This is a genomic window from Roseovarius sp. MMSF_3281, from assembly GCF_030733685.1.
Taxonomy (GTDB): Bacteria; Pseudomonadota; Alphaproteobacteria; order Rhodobacterales; family Rhodobacteraceae; genus Roseovarius.
Window position 1 is genome coordinate 26,236 of the sequence record NZ_JASHIM010000003.1, and the last position, 14,617, is coordinate 40,852.

General features: G+C 62.8%; 15 protein-coding genes. 4 read left to right on the forward strand and 11 right to left on the reverse strand.

From position 1 onward, the window contains the following. Positions 1-63 precede the first annotated feature (63 nt). Positions 64-1,176 (reverse strand): S-(hydroxymethyl)glutathione dehydrogenase/class III alcohol dehydrogenase, encoded by a 1,113-nt coding sequence (locus RBB32_RS05195; RefSeq protein WP_306151635.1) that lies wholly within the window; start codon positions 1,174-1,176, stop codon positions 64-66. A 96-nt stretch (positions 1,177-1,272) separates the two neighbouring features. On the opposite strand from RBB32_RS05195, the gene RBB32_RS05200 reads away from it, so the two are divergent. Together RBB32_RS05200 and RBB32_RS05205 are read left to right on the forward strand one after the other, a co-directional pair. Beyond that, a complete protein-coding gene (locus RBB32_RS05200; RefSeq protein WP_306151636.1) occupies positions 1,273-1,587 on the forward strand; it encodes an I78 family peptidase inhibitor in 315 nt (104 codons plus the stop codon). 193 nt (positions 1,588-1,780) lie between these two features. Beyond that, complete coding sequence (locus tag RBB32_RS05205; protein ID WP_306151846.1) at positions 1,781-2,125, forward strand: DUF2794 domain-containing protein; 345 nt, start codon at positions 1,781-1,783, stop codon at positions 2,123-2,125. A gap of 12 nt (positions 2,126-2,137) precedes the next feature. Here RBB32_RS05205 and RBB32_RS05210 read toward each other — a convergent pair whose 3' ends face one another. From RBB32_RS05210 to RBB32_RS05230, 5 genes are all read right to left on the reverse strand, one after another. Beyond that, on the reverse strand, positions 2,138-3,757 hold the full coding sequence (locus RBB32_RS05210) for a GMC family oxidoreductase (protein WP_306151637.1): 1,620 nt from the start codon (positions 3,755-3,757) through the stop codon (positions 2,138-2,140). Further along, the gene (gene speB / locus RBB32_RS05215) at positions 3,754-4,713 is read right to left on the reverse strand and encodes an agmatinase (protein ID WP_306151638.1); all 960 of its coding nucleotides are present in this window, start codon (positions 4,711-4,713) and stop codon (positions 3,754-3,756) included. Before speB ends, RBB32_RS05210 begins: the two co-directional genes overlap by 4 nt. Further along, positions 4,706-5,470, reverse strand: coding sequence for an NlpC/P60 family protein (locus tag RBB32_RS05220; protein ID WP_306151639.1), 765 nt, complete (start codon positions 5,468-5,470; stop codon positions 4,706-4,708). Before RBB32_RS05220 ends, speB begins: the two co-directional genes overlap by 8 nt. Next, a complete protein-coding gene (locus RBB32_RS05225; protein WP_306151640.1) occupies positions 5,467-6,852 on the reverse strand; it encodes a M17 family metallopeptidase in 1,386 nt (461 codons plus the stop codon). The genes RBB32_RS05220 and RBB32_RS05225 overlap by 4 nt, the downstream gene beginning before the upstream one ends. A 64-nt stretch (positions 6,853-6,916) precedes the next feature. Then, on the reverse strand, positions 6,917-7,282 hold the full coding sequence (locus RBB32_RS05230) for a hypothetical protein (RefSeq protein ID WP_371931025.1): 366 nt from the start codon (positions 7,280-7,282) through the stop codon (positions 6,917-6,919). A 175-nt stretch (positions 7,283-7,457) separates the two neighbouring features. Between RBB32_RS05230 and RBB32_RS05235 the strand changes: the two genes are divergently transcribed. Next, positions 7,458-8,108, forward strand: a complete 651-nt coding sequence (locus RBB32_RS05235; RefSeq protein ID WP_306151642.1) for a carbonic anhydrase — start codon at positions 7,458-7,460, stop codon at positions 8,106-8,108. Between the two features lie 114 nt (positions 8,109-8,222). On the opposite strand, the gene RBB32_RS05240 is transcribed toward RBB32_RS05235, so the two are convergent. The 5 genes from RBB32_RS05240 to RBB32_RS05260 form a co-directional block, all read right to left on the reverse strand. After that, entirely contained in the window at positions 8,223-9,824 is a 1,602-nt protein-coding gene (locus RBB32_RS05240) for a DUF4139 domain-containing protein (protein WP_306151643.1), read from the reverse strand. Between the two features lie 303 nt (positions 9,825-10,127). After that, the gene (locus RBB32_RS05245; RefSeq protein WP_306151644.1) at positions 10,128-11,150 is read right to left on the reverse strand and encodes an aspartate-semialdehyde dehydrogenase; all 1,023 of its coding nucleotides are present in this window, start codon (positions 11,148-11,150) and stop codon (positions 10,128-10,130) included. Between the two features lie 81 nt (positions 11,151-11,231). After that, positions 11,232-11,702: a 23S rRNA (pseudouridine(1915)-N(3))-methyltransferase RlmH gene (gene rlmH / locus RBB32_RS05250; RefSeq protein WP_306151645.1), complete on the reverse strand. Its 471-nt coding sequence runs from the start codon at positions 11,700-11,702 to the stop codon at positions 11,232-11,234. Further along, entirely contained in the window at positions 11,703-12,161 is a 459-nt protein-coding gene (gene rsfS / locus RBB32_RS05255; RefSeq protein WP_306151847.1) for a ribosome silencing factor, read from the reverse strand. Positions 12,162-12,229: 68 nt separating this feature from the next. Continuing rightward, on the reverse strand, positions 12,230-13,579 hold the full coding sequence (locus RBB32_RS05260) for a mechanosensitive ion channel family protein (RefSeq protein WP_306151646.1): 1,350 nt from the start codon (positions 13,577-13,579) through the stop codon (positions 12,230-12,232). Positions 13,580-13,681: 102 nt separating this feature from the next. Between RBB32_RS05260 and RBB32_RS05265 the strand changes: the two genes are divergently transcribed. Continuing rightward, positions 13,682-14,605 carry a histone deacetylase family protein gene (locus RBB32_RS05265; RefSeq protein WP_306151647.1) on the forward strand — a complete coding sequence of 308 codons (924 nt, stop codon included), beginning with the start codon at positions 13,682-13,684 and terminating at the stop codon, positions 14,603-14,605. The last annotated feature ends 12 nt before the right edge of the window (positions 14,606-14,617 follow it).

Consider the following 14,617-nt stretch of genomic DNA (forward strand, 5'->3'; position numbering starts at 1 on the left):
AGCATAAAAAACGCGCCCGAGTTGCCCCGGGCGCGCCTGCATAATGCTGTTTTCCAATGCGGCTTAGTACACCACGACCGAGCGGATCGATTCACCCGCGTGCATCATGTCGAAGCCCTTGTTGATATCCTCAAGGCCCATGGTGTGGGTGATCATCGGGTCGATGTCGATCTTGCCGTCCATGTACCAATCGACGATCTTCGGCACATCGGTCCGGCCCCGCGCACCGCCAAAGGCCGTGCCTTTCCAGACCCGGCCGGTCACCAGTTGGAAGGGCCGCGTCGAAATCTCGGCACCAGCGGGCGCAACACCGATGATCACGCTTTCGCCCCAGCCCTTGTGCGCCGATTCCAGCGCCGTGCGCATCACGCCCACGTTACCCGTGGCATCAAAGGTGTAATCACCGCCACCGCCGGTCACTTCCACCAGATGCGCCACCAGATCGCCGTCCACCTCATCGGGGTTGACGAAATGGGTCATGCCGAATTTCTCGGCCATCGGCTTTTTGCCGGGGTTGAGGTCAACGCCCACGATCTGATCGGCCCCCGCAAGGCGCAGGCCCTGAATGACATTGAGGCCAATACCGCCCAGACCGAAAACAATCGCGGTCGATCCGATTTCCACCTTGGCGGTGTTGATCACCGCGCCGATGCCGGTGGTCACGCCACAACCGATATAGCAAATCTTGTCAAAGGGCGCGTCCTTGCGCACCTTGGCCAGCGCGATTTCCGGCAGGACAGTATGATTGGCGAACGTCGAACAGCCCATGTAGTGCAGGATCGGCGTACCATCCAGCATCGAAAACCGGCTGGTGCCATCGGGCATCAGGCCCTGCCCCTGGGTCGAGCGGATCGACTGGCAAAGGTTGGTCTTGGGGTTGAGGCAGTATTCGCACTCCCGGCATTCGGGCGTATAAAGCGGGATCACGTGATCGCCCACTTCCAGCGAGGTCACACCGGGGCCCACTTCCACGACAACGCCCGCCCCCTCATGGCCAAGGATCGCCGGGAAAAGCCCCTCGGGGTCAGCCCCGGACAGGGTAAAGTCATCGGTGTGGCACAGGCCCGTTGCCTTGACCTCCACCAGAACTTCACCGGCCTTGGGGCCTTCAAGATTTACTTCCATGATCTCAAGCGGTTTGCCCGCTTCAACGGCAACGGCGGCTGTGGTGCGCATAGGACGATCCTTCCGAATATGATTTGCCCTGACTTTGAGCGAAATGCCGCAGAGTTTCAACACGATGTGCGACACCTGCTTGCGCATGGCCGACGAATGACCAAATCCTTAGGCGAAGACACATCGGAGGGTAATGCCATGCAGCGGCTTGTTTTTCTTGGGATCGGGGCAATCGCCCTTGCGGCCTGTCAACCTGATCGCGAAGCCGCGCCCGATACCGCCGAAAGCTGCGGTGCCGATGCGCTGCAACACCTCGTGGGCGAACCGCGCAGCGCCTTTGAAAGCCAGAACATCGACGCGCCCACCCGCGTCTTGCCGCCCGGATCGGTCATGACAATGGATCACCGACTTGATCGTCTGAATATTGATCTGGATGAGGAAGGCCAGATCACCCGCATCTGGTGCGGCTGATCGGCATGCGGGGACACGGCTCCAGTTAGGGACAGTCCCAATCTGGAGCAAATCAGGAACAACCGTATCCCCCCTGTCCGCCCGACGCATCCTTTCCGCGTGGCTTTCCCCCACCGCGGGGCCGAACGCCTTTTGCAGCCTATAACACATGAATTCCCTTGATTTACCGCCGCACCCGCGCAACTCTGGAGATATGACATTCCAATCGCCCAGCCCCTTCCCCGCCAAGGGCGCACAGGATCAAGTGGCTTTCCATCGCACCGAACTCGCGGTGATCCTGTCGCTTTACGGTCGCATGGTCGCCGCCGGGGAATGGCGCGACTACGGTATCTCCTCGCTGCGCGACGTGGCCGTCTTCTCGGTTTTTCGTCGCACCGCCGAACACCCGCTTTACCGGATCGAAAAGCGCCCCAAGCTGCGCAACAAGCAGGGCCAATACGCGGTGATCGGGATGGATGGCCAAATCCTCAAACGCGGGCATGACCTCAAAACCGTGCTGCGCGTCCTTGAACGCAAGCTGATCCGCGCCATCGACTGACGCGCCGGCAGCCTAGCCTGCCGCCCGCGCCTTGATCATATCGGCGGCCTTCTCGGCAATCATCGTCACCGGCGCATGGGTGTTCCCCGAGGGGATCGACGGCATGACCGAGGCATCGGCAACACTCAGGTTCGCAATTCCCTCAACCGTCAATTCGGGCGAGACCACCGCGCCCGGGTCACTGCCCATCCGACAGGTTGAAACGGGATGGAAAATCGTTGTCGAAATATCCCCCGCCGCCCGGGCCAGCGCCTCGTCGCCCTGCACATCCGCGCCGGGCAGATATTCATCCGGTGCGAAGGCCCGCATCCGATCCGTCGCCATCAACCGCCTTGCATGCTGAATGGATTGCACCGCCACCCGCCTGTCGCCCTCGGTCCCAAGGTAATTGGGCCGAATGGCGGGCGGTGCGGCAGGATCCGCACTCGCGATATGGCATGTCCCCCGGCTTTCCGGGCGCAGGTTGCAGACCGAAACCGTCAGTGCCGGAAACCGATGCAAAGGCTCGCCGAACTTCTCCAAGGATAAGGGCTGCACATGGTATTCGATATTCGCGGTCTCATGCTCCGGGCCGGAGCGGGTGAATATGCCAAGCTGGCTGGGGGCCATCGCCAAGGGGCCAGACCGGTTCAACGCATATTGCGCCGCGATCTTTGCCTTGCCCAAGGGAGAGGCATACAGATCGTTCAGCGTCTGCGCGCCCTTGATCCTGAACACCGTGCGGATTTGCAAGTGATCCTGAAGGTTCTCCCCCACCCCCGGCAGGTCATGGCGCACCCCGACCCCATGTTCACGCAGCACCGCTTCCGGGCCGATGCCCGACAGTTGCAAAATCTTGGGCGATCCGATCGCCCCCGCCGCAAGCACCACTTCGGCCCCGGCCGCCGCATGGCAATCCCGCCCCTTGTGGCGGAACCGCACACCGGTCGCGCGCCGCCCCTCAAGGCTCAGGCCCTGAACCTCGGCCCCGGTCAGGATCCGAAGGTTGGGCCGCCCGCGCGCCGGGTCAAGAAAGCCCTTGCGCGCGTTCCACCGAACGCCGCCTTTCTGCGTCACCTCGAAATATCCGACGCCCTCGTTGTCGCCTGAATTGAAATCCTCGGTGCGTTCGATCCCAAGTTCCTGCGCCGCCTCGATCACCGCATCCAGAATCGGCCAGTTCAGCCGCTGGCGCTCGACCCGCATCTCGCCATCGCCGCCATGTGCCCCGGTCTTGCCAAGGTAATGCCCCTCGGACCGCTTGAAATAGGGCAGTACATCGTCCCAGCTCCAACCCCGGTTGCCCATCTGCCGCCAGCCATCGTAATCCCGCGCCTGCCCCCGCATGTAGATCATGCCGTTGATCGACGAACAGCCGCCCAAGACCTTCCCGCGCGGATAGTTCAAGGCCCGCCCGTTCAGCCCCGGTTCCGGTTCGGTCTTCAGGCACCAATCCAGCGACGGGTCGCCCATGGCGTACAAATACCCAACCGGCACATGCACCCAGAACCGGTTGTCACTGCCGCCCGCCTCCAACAGCAAAACCCGCGCCTTGGGATCTTCCGACAGGCGGTTGGCCAAAACACAACCGGCCGAGCCCGCGCCGACGACGATGAAATCATAGCTGCCTTCGTCTACCGTTGCCTCGCTCATGCGGCCTGCCCCGCCATCACGCAAAGCATCTCGAACATGATCGACACCCCCAGGAAGGCCGTACCGCCCGATTGATCGAACGGCGGCGACACCTCGACCATATCGGCCCCGACGATATTCAGCCCCTGCAACTCGCGGCACACCTGCAACGCTTGGAAACTGTTCGGCCCGCCCACCTCGGGCGTGCCGGTGCCGGGGGCAAAGGTCGGGTCCACGAAATCAATGTCATAGCTGACATAGGTCGCCCCGTCGCCCGCAATCTCGCGTGCCTCGGCCATGACATCCTCAACGCCCCGGGCGTGGAACTCTTCGATTTCAATGATCCGTATGCCTTCGGCCTTGGCGAAATCACGGTCCTCGCTGTCATACATGGTGCCACGAATACCGATTTGCACAACGCGCCCGGGGTCCAGAAGCCCCTCTTCCACAGCCCGGCGGAAAGGCGTGCCATGGGTATACATCGTACCGTTGAAATAGCTGTGAAACAGGTCCGTGTGACTGTCGAAATGCACCATGCCAAGCGGCCCATCCTTGGCCAAGGCCCGCAAAACGGGAAGCGAGGTCAGGTGATCGCCCCCGGCGGTCAGGGGCCGAATGCCCGCCGCCCTGACCTTGTCGTAGAACACCGTGATCCGTTCCAGGCTATCCATGATGTCTGCCGGGTTCGGCCCCACATCCCCAAGGTCGGCACAGTTCACCGCCTCGAAGGGGCGCATGCCGCTGGTTGCATGCTGCGCGCGGATCATGGTCGAGGCATCGCGCAATTGCCGTGGCCCGTGGCGCGGGCCGGGCCGGTTTGTCGTGCCGCTGTCCCACGGCACGCCGATCAACCCGATATCCACCTCGTCCAAACGCGGGTGATCCAAGGCCAGATGCGGCAACCGCATGAAGGTCGGCACCCCGGCGAACCGCGGCAGGTCGAACCCGCTCACAGGTTGGAAAAATGCGTCACTCATCCTGTCCTCCCAATCGTTTGTGGGCTGTCACCGGCCCATCGCCTTGCGCCTTGATCCGGGCGATGGCCGCGTCCAGCGGCTCGTAGGCCACCGCCATGTGATGCACATTGGCATGCAAGATTGTCGTGGCATCGACCACCCATGCCACATGCCCGGCCCAAAACAGCAAGTCACCACGCTCTGGTGGCGTTTCAGGGGGCACAACCCGGCCCAAACCGGCCGCTTGCGGCCCGCTGTCGCTTGGACAGGACCGCCCGCACGCGATCAGCGCAGCATGCACCAACCCCGAACAATCCACGCCCCAAATGCTATTGCCCCCCCAAAGATAGGGAACGCCCAGGTAAACTTCGGCCACTGTCACGGGGTCTGTCGCGGGGGTGTCGGCAAGATGCGCCGTCGGCACCCAGCCGATCTCGGTCTTCGAAAACCGGCCCTCGCGCCCGGTCACGCATAATTTCGACAAATGCGCCAAGCCCGCCCGTTCCGGTGCTTTGAAATCCGGCTCGCTATAGGCGTGGGTTTGCCGCGCGCTTACCCAATGGGTCGGCGCGCCGCGCTGATCCGCAGGCATCACAGCCGCCTCCAACAGCCAACCTTCGTGGCCCGCATCCTCGGACCGCCCAAAGGCGAAACCATCCCGCCGCTCGTGGATGGTGAACCCCTCGCCATAACGCAACTGGCGGTCACGGCCCTGGCCGATCTCCTGGTAAAGGTCCGTGACCGGATGCGCGACAAAGGTTGGCTCGGGCCTTGTCATGCGGTCAGGACATCCGGCAGCGCCTGCAGGATCGCCCGCGCGCCCATGCCAACCCCGCCCTTGGGTCGCGCCGGTTTCGCCTCGGGGTTCCAACCGTAAACGTCGAAATGCGCATAGCGCGTCTCGCCCGCGAAGCGCCGCAAGAACAGCGCGGCGGTGATCGCCCCGGCAAAGCCGCCCTTGGGCGCATTGTCCAGATCGGCGATGCCCGGCTCGATCATCGCCTCGTACGGCGTATGCAGCGGCAAGCGCCAGACCGGGTCGGCAACCTGCCCTGCCGCCTGTTCCACCGCCCCGACAAAAGCCGCATCATCCGTGAAATAGGGGGCCAGATCGGGGCCAACAGCCACCCGCGCTGCCCCGGTCAGCGTCGCCATCGACAGCATGAAGTCCGGCTCGGCCTCGGCCCCATAGGCCAGCGCATCGGCCAGCACCAGGCGCCCCTCGGCATCGGTATTGTTGATCTCGACCGTCAGGCCGCTGCGCGCGGTCAGGATATCACCGGGCCGGAAGGCATTGCCGCTCACCGCGTTTTCCACCGCCGGGATCAGCACCCGCAACCGCAGCGGCAGGCCCAGTTCCATGATCATCTGCGCCAGCCCCAGAACCGTGGCCGCGCCGCCCATGTCTTTCTTCATCAGGGCCATCGACCCGCCAGGCTTGAGGTTCAGGCCCCCGGTGTCGAAACACACCCCCTTGCCCACCAGCGTCAGCATCGGCCCGGCCACGCCCCATTGCATGTCAATCAGGCGCGGCTCGGCCTCGGGGGCCGCCGCGCGGCCCACGGTGTGGATCAACGGAAAGTTCTGTTCCAGCAGCGCCTCGCCCCGAATCACTTCGATCTCGGCCTCGTGCTGGGCCGCCATGGCCACACAGGCCGCTTCCAATTCCGCGGGGCCCATATCGCTGGTGGGCGTGTTGATCAGGTCGCGGGTCAGGCATTCGCCCGCGGCGATCGCCTCAAGCCGGACAGCATCAACGCCTTCAGGCGCGACAAGTTGGGCGGCCGGGGTGGTCTGGCCGCGATATCGGTCAAAAACATAGCCCGCCAATAGCCAGCCCAGCGCCTCTTCCTCGGCGCGGTCCTCCGGCAATCCTTCAAAACGATAGGTCCCCTCGGGCAGGCTTCCTGCCGCAGCGGCCAAATGGAACCGGCCGCGTGCCCGCGCTTCGGGCGTGCCGTACCCGACGACAGCGCTTTCAAGGCGTCCGTTCTCACCGGGCACCAGCAAAACCTTGCCCATGGCACCGGTAAATCCCGCCGCACGCACCCATCGGGCGACGCGCTCGGGCTGCGCGGAAAGCCAACCATCGACCCCGTCTTGCTCAACCACATGTAGCGGAATGGCCCCTCCGGCCCCGGTGGCAAACGTCAGTTCCATGGCGCGCTCCTGTCAATTTGTTGGTCGCGCACAGCCTAGCCCAGTCAGTGCCACCTGCAAGGCATCAAATACTCATATCCTGTAATTCCCAAACCTCGCTCAAGGATCGCTCCCCGATCCGCAACAGCCGCGCCAGAACCGCGCCCAGGGCGACGGCATCGCTGGCATCAATGCATTGCGTCACATCGCGCGCCACATTGGCCAACATCCACATGCCGATCTGTTCAGCGATGGCAATCAGGCTGCGGGCGGATTTGCGCATATCCTCGGTGCGGCGTTCCCGATAACATCTTTCAGTGTGCGACAGCCGCGCCGCCAACTCCTCCAAGGCGCGGCACACCACGCTTTCCGCGCCCCGCTCTCCCAACTGGTCATACAAATCCTCCAATCGGTCGGGATCAAGGCGCACAACCTCATCCTGTGTCAGCATTGTCACCTGTTTCACGATCTCACCCCATTCTTCATGCCCCCTCGGACAAAGGTAATCTGTCCCACAAATGGTTCCCAAATCCTTTCCACGGAGCTGTCGCCCTTTGAATTTGTCTCTCGAATTCTCTGCGAATCCGCTCTATCTACAGTGAGATGCCGAACAAAAGAGGGTTACAATGAACAACGCACGCCCATTGCCCAGTTACCTTGTAAAGCGCTTCCATGGCTGGAAGGCCACCGCTTATGCCGAGAACAAGGCATGGTATCGCCGCCTCGCCGACGAAGGCCAGCGCCCCCGCGCGATGGTTATCTCGTGTTGCGACAGCCGGGTGCATGTCACCTCGATCTTCGGCGCCGATCAGGGCGAGTTCTTCATTCACCGCAATATTGCCAACCTCGTGCCGCCGCATGAACCCGATGGCAACCAGCACGGCACATCGGCGGCGGTGGAATACGCCGTGACCGCCCTCAAGGTGGCGCATGTCATCGTCCTGGGCCATTCGAAATGCGGCGGCGTGCAGGGCTGTCTGGATATGTGTTCGGGCAATGCCCCGCAACTGGAAGAGAAAAGCAGCTTCGTCGGCCGCTGGATGGACATCCTGCGCCCCGGCTACGAGCGGGTCAAGGACATCTCCGATCAAACCGCCCAAAGCCGCGCCCTTGAGAAAGAGGCGGTCATGGTTTCGCTGGAAAACCTGATGACCTTCCCTTTCGTCGCCGAGGCCGTCAACTCCGGCGAACTCAGCCTGCACGGCCTTTGGCACGACATCGGCCAAGGCAGTATCGAACAGTACATGGCCGACAGCGGCGAGTTCGCCCCGGTCTGAGCACCGTACCGTTTTCTTCAAAAGAAAACGGACCGAAGTCTTTTCAACACTTCGGTCCGTTCCGGCGTAACCTGCCGGTCTCGATACCGCGCCGGGGCTCCCCGGCGCGCGCAGCTACCGCAGCACCTTGCCCTCGGGCCATTGCAGGTCGTACTGCACCCCGATGTCGCGGCTCTCGCCCGCGCCAATGTCAAACGACCACGCCAGAACCCCGCGCTTGCCATCCACATCAACCTCGCTGGCGCGCGGCGTGGCTTGCCATTCCACTTCCAGGTCCTCTTGTTCGGAATAAGGCACCCTGTCGATCACCCGCACCGGCCACGCCTGCCCGGTCAGGTTTTCCACCTCGATCTTCACCTCTTCGGTAAAATCGCTTGACCGGGTGATGACGCCCCGCTGACCTTCCTCCCGGCCCAAAACGGTCCGCGTCAGGCGCAGCCCGTCAATCGGCCCAAAGGACAGGTCCGCTTCGCCACCCGCCGGGATCATCTGCAGGAACTGCTTGCCGATGAACCGACCATCCAGATAGAACATCGCCTCGCCCGTCGGCAGGATCAATTCGCCCATGTCATTCTCGACCCGGGCCATCAAGAAGGCACTCGGATCGAAAAGCGGCACCGCCCGCGCCTCGACCTGCGCTTGCGTTTCCAGCGTGCCCAGCGCCAGCCGCACACGGTCCGCGCCTGTCGCAACGGAAACCGCGCCGGGATAGTCATATGTCACCGCCAGACCGTCGAAATTCGCCTGCGCGGTTTCCACCTCTGCCGCCTCGGCCTGCGGCGCGGCCATCTCGGCAAAGCCACTGTCGGCCTGTCCCCGCATCAATGGTTTGGGGCGAATCTTTTCGGGGTCGAAGACCCGCCGCAACCATGGGAAAACCTCGCTCGGGGCCACCTGCTCGGACGGGCGCACGGTGGACAGGGTCATCGCCACATCGCTCCAGTTCTCGCCGGTGGATTGCCGCACGAAGGCCCCGCGTTCGATCCGCAAATCGCCACTGTCGCGCGCAAGATGCAGGTCATAAACCGGCGTCCACCCGGCATCGCGGATCGTGTAACTTACCCGCACATTGCCCTCGGTCGCCTCCTCGCTGGAAACCGCAACCGCCAGCATCGCCCGTGCTTCTTTCTCGGGCACCAAGGCCCGCAACGCGGCGCGCGCCGCCTTCAGTTCCTTGCGCAGGTCTTTCAAGGCGCGGTCGGTTTCCTCGGCGCGGCGCTCTGCCTCATGGGCGGCGCGCAGGGCGGCAAGGCTTTCATCGCCGATCATCCCCACAACCTCGCGCAGGTCCGCCGGGGCCATGCCCGCCACGGCCTCGCCCTCGCCCAATTGCTCAAGAAACTGCAACCGGGCCCGCGCCGCATTGCGCTCCAACTGGATTGCCCGCACATCCGCCTCGCCTTCGCGCAAAGCAGCTTCCAGCCGCTCCACCTCGGCGCGCGCCGCCTCGCGTGCGGCGCTCATGTCCGGGTCACGCGGCGGTACGAAATCGTCCCGCGTCGTCACACTCCCCATGACCGCGCCATCCACGGAAACCCGCACTGACGCCAAAGGGGTGCCTTGCGGCAAATCGGTCAGGATCAGGTCATGCTGCCCGGCGGGCGCGCTGAACGGCACTTCGCGGATCACGGTGGCCCCTTGGGGGTAAAGCGTGACCTCGCTGACCTGACTTTCAAGCGGGATATCCTCGGCCCATGCCGCCACCGGCAATGCCATGAAAACTAAAGCGTTTCGCGAAAAACCTGAGTAACAGATTTTCGCGAAACGCAGTGCTCCGCTCAATCGTTGCGCGCGTTCCGCCTTTCGCCGATGTCTCGGGTTAAAGGCGGAACGCTTTAGGGGGAAAGTGAAACGCATGCCGAAGCTCCTGACAGTAAACTCACCGTTCTACTTGGGCCGAGTGCCCACCGCTTGGCAAGCGGCACGTCGCGGAATACGGCAATTCCCCGCCGACGACGAACGCAAAACGGCGGGCACGGTTGCCCGCACCCGCCGTTCCAGATCTCTTCAAGAACGGGCTCAGCCCTTCTGCAACACGCGCTTGCCCAGCGTTTCGGCGATCTGCACCGCGTTCAACGCCGCGCCCTTGCGCAGGTTGTCCGACACGCACCACAGGTTCAGGCCGTTATCAATCGTGCTGTCCTGCCGGATACGGCTGATGAAGGTGGCAAAATCGCCCACGCATTCCACCGGCGTGACGTATCCACCGTCCTCGCGCTTGTCGATCACCATGATACCGGGCGCCTCGCGCAGGATGTCGCGGGCCTCTTCCTCGTCCAGATGATCCTCGAACTCAAGGTTGATCGCTTCCGAGTGACCCACGAAAACCGGCACCCGCACGCAAGTGGCTGTAACCTTGATCTTGGAATCGATGATCTTCTTGGTCTCTGCGACCATCTTCCATTCTTCCTTGGTCGACCCATCTTCAAGGAAGACATCGATATGCGGGATCACGTTGAAGGCGATCTGCTTGGGGTAAACCTTCGGCTCATATTCCGTGGTCGGGTTGTAAACCGCCTTGGTCTGGTCCCACAGCTCGTCAATCGCTTCCTTGCCCGAGCCCGAAACCGACTGGTAGGTGCTGACGACCACCCGCTTGATCGTCGCGCGATCATGCAGGGGCTTGAGCGCCACGACCATCTGCGCGGTCGAACAGTTGGGGTTGGCGATGATGTTTTTCTTGGCATAGCCATCCACCGCCTCGGGGTTGCACTCGGGCACCACCAAGGGCACGTCCGGGTCATAGCGGTAGAGCGAGCTGTTATCGATCACGACACAGCCCTGGCTGGCGGCCTTCGGTGCGTATTTCTTCGTCGCGTCCGAACCGATGGCGAACAGCGCCATGTCCCAGCCGGTGAAATCGAATGTATCCAGATCTTCGGTTTTCAGGGTGCTGTCACCAAAGCTCACCTCGGTCCCGAGGCTGCGGCGGCTTGCCAGTACGGCAATCTCGTCCACAGGGAACTGGCGCTCGGCCAGAATGTTCAGCATTTCGCGGCCCACGTTGCCCGTGGCGCCCACGACGACGACCTTGTAACCCATCTGAGTTCTCCGTTTCCAAAAGTGGCCGGGTCTTACCGCAGCGCAGCATTGATTTAAAGCGGATTCGGGTGATTAACCGGATCACACCCTGTGATACGGACTTCCGGCAAGGATCGAGGCCGCCCGATAAAGCTGTTCCGACAGCATCACGCGGGCCAACATATGCGGCCAGACCATCGCCCCGAAGGACAGTTTGAAATCGGCCTTGGCGCGCAAAGACGGGTCCACCCCATCCGCGCCGCCGATGACAAAGGCCACGTCGCCCCGCCCCTCGTCACGCCACGCGCCCAGCTTATCGGCAAACTGCGGCGACGGGATGACCTTGCCCCGCTCATCCATGACCACAAGAACCGCCCCCTTGGGAATCGCGCGTTCCAAAAGCGCGGCCTCGGCGCCCATGCCGCCGCCCTTCTTGTCCTCGACCTCATGAACGCAAACAGGGCCAAGCCCCAAGGCTCGGCCCGTCTTGTCAAACCGGGTCAGGTAATCGTCAAGCAAAGCGCGCTCCGGGCCGGCGCGCAACCGGCCCACCGCGCAGATATGCACCTTCATTCAGCTCTCGGTGGCTGGCACCGGGGCAACCGCGCCGCCGGAAAGCCACATCTTCTCAAGCTGATAGAAATCGCGCACTTCGGGGCGGAACACATGGACGATCACATCGCCCGTGTCGATCAGCACCCAATCGCCCGTGTCCTTGCCCTCGATCTTCGACAGGATGCCATATTCCTGCTTCAGACGATCGGCCAGTTTCTCGGCAATCGCCGTGACCTGCCGCGACGATCTGCCCGAGCAGATCACCATGTAATCGCCCATCGCCGATTTGCCGCGCAGGTCAACCTGCACGATGTCTTCGGCCTTGTCGTCGTCAAGGGATTTCAGGATGCGCGCAAGCTGTGCCTCGCTATTCGCGCCAGTGCCGGGCGTCATCACGGGCGCCCCATGTTCAGCGGCCTGTGCCGCGTCAGCCGTAAAAGACAGGACATCGTCCTCCTTCGCAAACGCGCCGCTCAGCCCCGGCGCCGGGCATGTCTTTAAGGTAGCAACTCAAACGGGCCTTTTCAATAAAACCCTGCGCGGGCTCAAGTGCCCTGTGCCCCTTCTGCCGCATCGCCCAGCAGCCGCACCTCGCGCTGCGGGAAGGGGATGGAAATGTCATGCTCTTGGAATTTGTCCCATAGCGCAAGATACACATTGCCCCGGATATTGGTCAGGCCGCCGGTTGGGTCACTGATCCAGAACCGCAGGATGTAATCGACGCTGCTGTCGCCAAAGCCCACGATATGGCACACCGGCGGCTTGAACTCCAACACCCGGTCCACGCTCTTGGCCGCCTCGATGGCCAGCGCCCGCACCTTGTGCGGATCGTCGCCATAGGCGGTACCGAAATAGATATCCAGCCGCACGTAATCGTTGGAATGGGACCAGTTGACCACCTGGCCGGTGATCAAATCCTCGTTCGGAATAAGGTATTCCCGACCGTCGCGCGTGGTGATCGAGACGTAGCGCGCCCCAAGGCTGTTGATCCAGCCGAAGGTCTCGCCAAGGCTGATCACATCGCCCGGCTTGATCGACCGGTCCAGCAAAAGGATCACCCCCGACACAAGGTTCGACACCACCTTTTGCAGGCCAAACCCAAGGCCAACACCAATCGCCCCCGACAGCACCGCAAGCCCGGTCAGGTCCACGCCCACCGCGCGCAAGCCGATGAAAAACGCCGCGCCATACAGCAAAAGCTGGATGAACTTGACGGCCAAGACCTGCATCGAGGGCGAGATTTCTTCGTTGCTGCGAATCCGCGCCGCCGTGGCTTTCGACACGAACCGCGCCGCGAACATCAGCGCGACCACGATCACGACCGCCTGCACCACCATCCAGACCGACAGGCGAATGTCACCGAAACTCACCGCCGCACTGTCCAGAAGCCGCTCAACCTCATCCGTCAGGCCAAGGATGATCAGCGTCACCCATATCCACGCCCCGTAACGCACCGCCGAACGCACGAAACCATTGACGATGAATCGCGTGATCACCGTGATCAACAACCACGCCATCGAAAGGCTTGCGAATATCTCCAACAGGTAGGATCGCGATGGCCATGTCGTGGCCTGCATCCCCCAGACCACCGGCCAGATCAGCGCGACGAAAACAATCAATCGCAACCGCCTGTGGATCATCACCAGAAAACGCATCCGCGATTTGGGCCAGCCTTCGCGCCCGCGCATCCAATTGTGATACCGCGGCGCCAAAACCCGCGCCACGAGCGTGGCCAAGATGAAAACCCCGACCGCAATCGCCACCTGATAGGCGTTCCACGGCCGCATAAGGCCCATCGCGAAGGTCTGGACATGCTCCCAAAGGCCCAGCGCGATTTCCTGGGTGCCTTGCGGGAAGGCCCGCGAAAGGCCATCCGTGATGATATCTTCTTCCATGAAGCCAGATTACACGCACTGCGCACATCAACAAGCACCGTCTGGACAATCCGGTGCGCCCGCGTCCATCCTGTGGCGCAACACAGGACGCGGAGACACTCGATGACAACCACCCTTCTGACCCATGCCGATGGCCTTGAACACGTCACGCCCCCCGGCCACCCCGAACAGGTGGCCCGGCTGGAACGGGTCTGGGCCGCGCTTGCCGGCAAGGATTTGATCCGCGAAGAGGCCCCGATTGCCACCGACGACGACCTGCGCCTCACCCACCCCCAGGCGCATATCGACCATATCAAGGCCTCCGAACCCGCCGAGGGCCTCATCCAGCTGGATGCAGATACTTGGATGTCGCCCGGTTCGGTCGATGCCGCCCTGCGCGGTGTGGGCGCAGCCCTGCGCGCCACCGATCTGGTCCTGTCCGGCGATACGCAAAACGCCTTTTGCGCCATGCGCCCGCCCGGCCACCACGCCGAGACCGAAAAAACCATGGGCTTTTGCCTTTTCGGCACGGCGGCGATTGCCGCCAAACACGCGTTGGAACGGCATGGCCTCAATCGCGTGGCGGTGGTTGATTTCGACGTCCACCACGGCAACGGCACACAGGACCTACTGTGGGATGAGGCGCGCGCGCTTTTTGTCTCCTCGCACCAATTCCCGCTTTGGCCCGGCACCGGGCGCTCCAGTGACGTTGGTGCGCATGACAACGTGCTGAACCTGCCGCTTGACCCGATGAGCGATGGCAAAATCTTCCGTGCCGCCTATGAAGATCACGTGTTCCCCCGGCTCGGGGCCTTCGCCCCCGAACTGGTGATCATCTCCGCCGGGTTCGACGCCCACCGCGACGACCCGCTGGCCCAACTCGACCTGCTCGAGGCCGATTTCGCATGGGTGACAAATCGCCTTTGCGACATCGCCGACAAACACGCAAAGGGCCGCGTGGTCTCGGTTCTCGAAGGCGGCTACAACCTCGACGCATTGGCCGCCAGTGCGGCGGCGCATGTGGATGTGCTGATCGAACGGGGGTAAGGCCCGCCCCCG

Excerpts from the sequence above, each read along its gene's own strand:
- RBB32_RS05195 (WP_306151635.1), bottom strand. The coding sequence starts at position 1,176 with ATGCGCACCACAGCCGCCGTTGCCGTTGAAGCGGGCAAACCGCTTGAG.
- RBB32_RS05200 (WP_306151636.1), top strand. The coding sequence starts at position 1,273 with ATGACCAAATCCTTAGGCGAAGACACATCGGAGGGTAATGCCATGCAG.
- RBB32_RS05205 (WP_306151846.1), top strand. The coding sequence starts at position 1,781 with ATGACATTCCAATCGCCCAGCCCCTTCCCCGCCAAGGGCGCACAGGAT.
- RBB32_RS05210 (WP_306151637.1), bottom strand. The coding sequence starts at position 3,757 with ATGAGCGAGGCAACGGTAGACGAAGGCAGCTATGATTTCATCGTCGTC.
- speB (WP_306151638.1), bottom strand. The coding sequence starts at position 4,713 with ATGAGTGACGCATTTTTCCAACCTGTGAGCGGGTTCGACCTGCCGCGG.
- RBB32_RS05220 (WP_306151639.1), bottom strand. The coding sequence starts at position 5,470 with ATGACAAGGCCCGAGCCAACCTTTGTCGCGCATCCGGTCACGGACCTT.
- RBB32_RS05225 (WP_306151640.1), bottom strand. The coding sequence starts at position 6,852 with ATGGAACTGACGTTTGCCACCGGGGCCGGAGGGGCCATTCCGCTACAT.
- RBB32_RS05230 (WP_371931025.1), bottom strand. The coding sequence starts at position 7,282 with ATGCTGACACAGGATGAGGTTGTGCGCCTTGATCCCGACCGATTGGAG.
- RBB32_RS05235 (WP_306151642.1), top strand. The coding sequence starts at position 7,458 with ATGAACAACGCACGCCCATTGCCCAGTTACCTTGTAAAGCGCTTCCAT.
- RBB32_RS05240 (WP_306151643.1), bottom strand. The coding sequence starts at position 9,824 with ATGGCATTGCCGGTGGCGGCATGGGCCGAGGATATCCCGCTTGAAAGT.
- RBB32_RS05245 (WP_306151644.1), bottom strand. The coding sequence starts at position 11,150 with ATGGGTTACAAGGTCGTCGTCGTGGGCGCCACGGGCAACGTGGGCCGC.
- rlmH (WP_306151645.1), bottom strand. The coding sequence starts at position 11,702 with ATGAAGGTGCATATCTGCGCGGTGGGCCGGTTGCGCGCCGGCCCGGAG.
- RBB32_RS05260 (WP_306151646.1), bottom strand. The coding sequence starts at position 13,579 with ATGGAAGAAGATATCATCACGGATGGCCTTTCGCGGGCCTTCCCGCAA.
- RBB32_RS05265 (WP_306151647.1), top strand. The coding sequence starts at position 13,682 with ATGACAACCACCCTTCTGACCCATGCCGATGGCCTTGAACACGTCACG.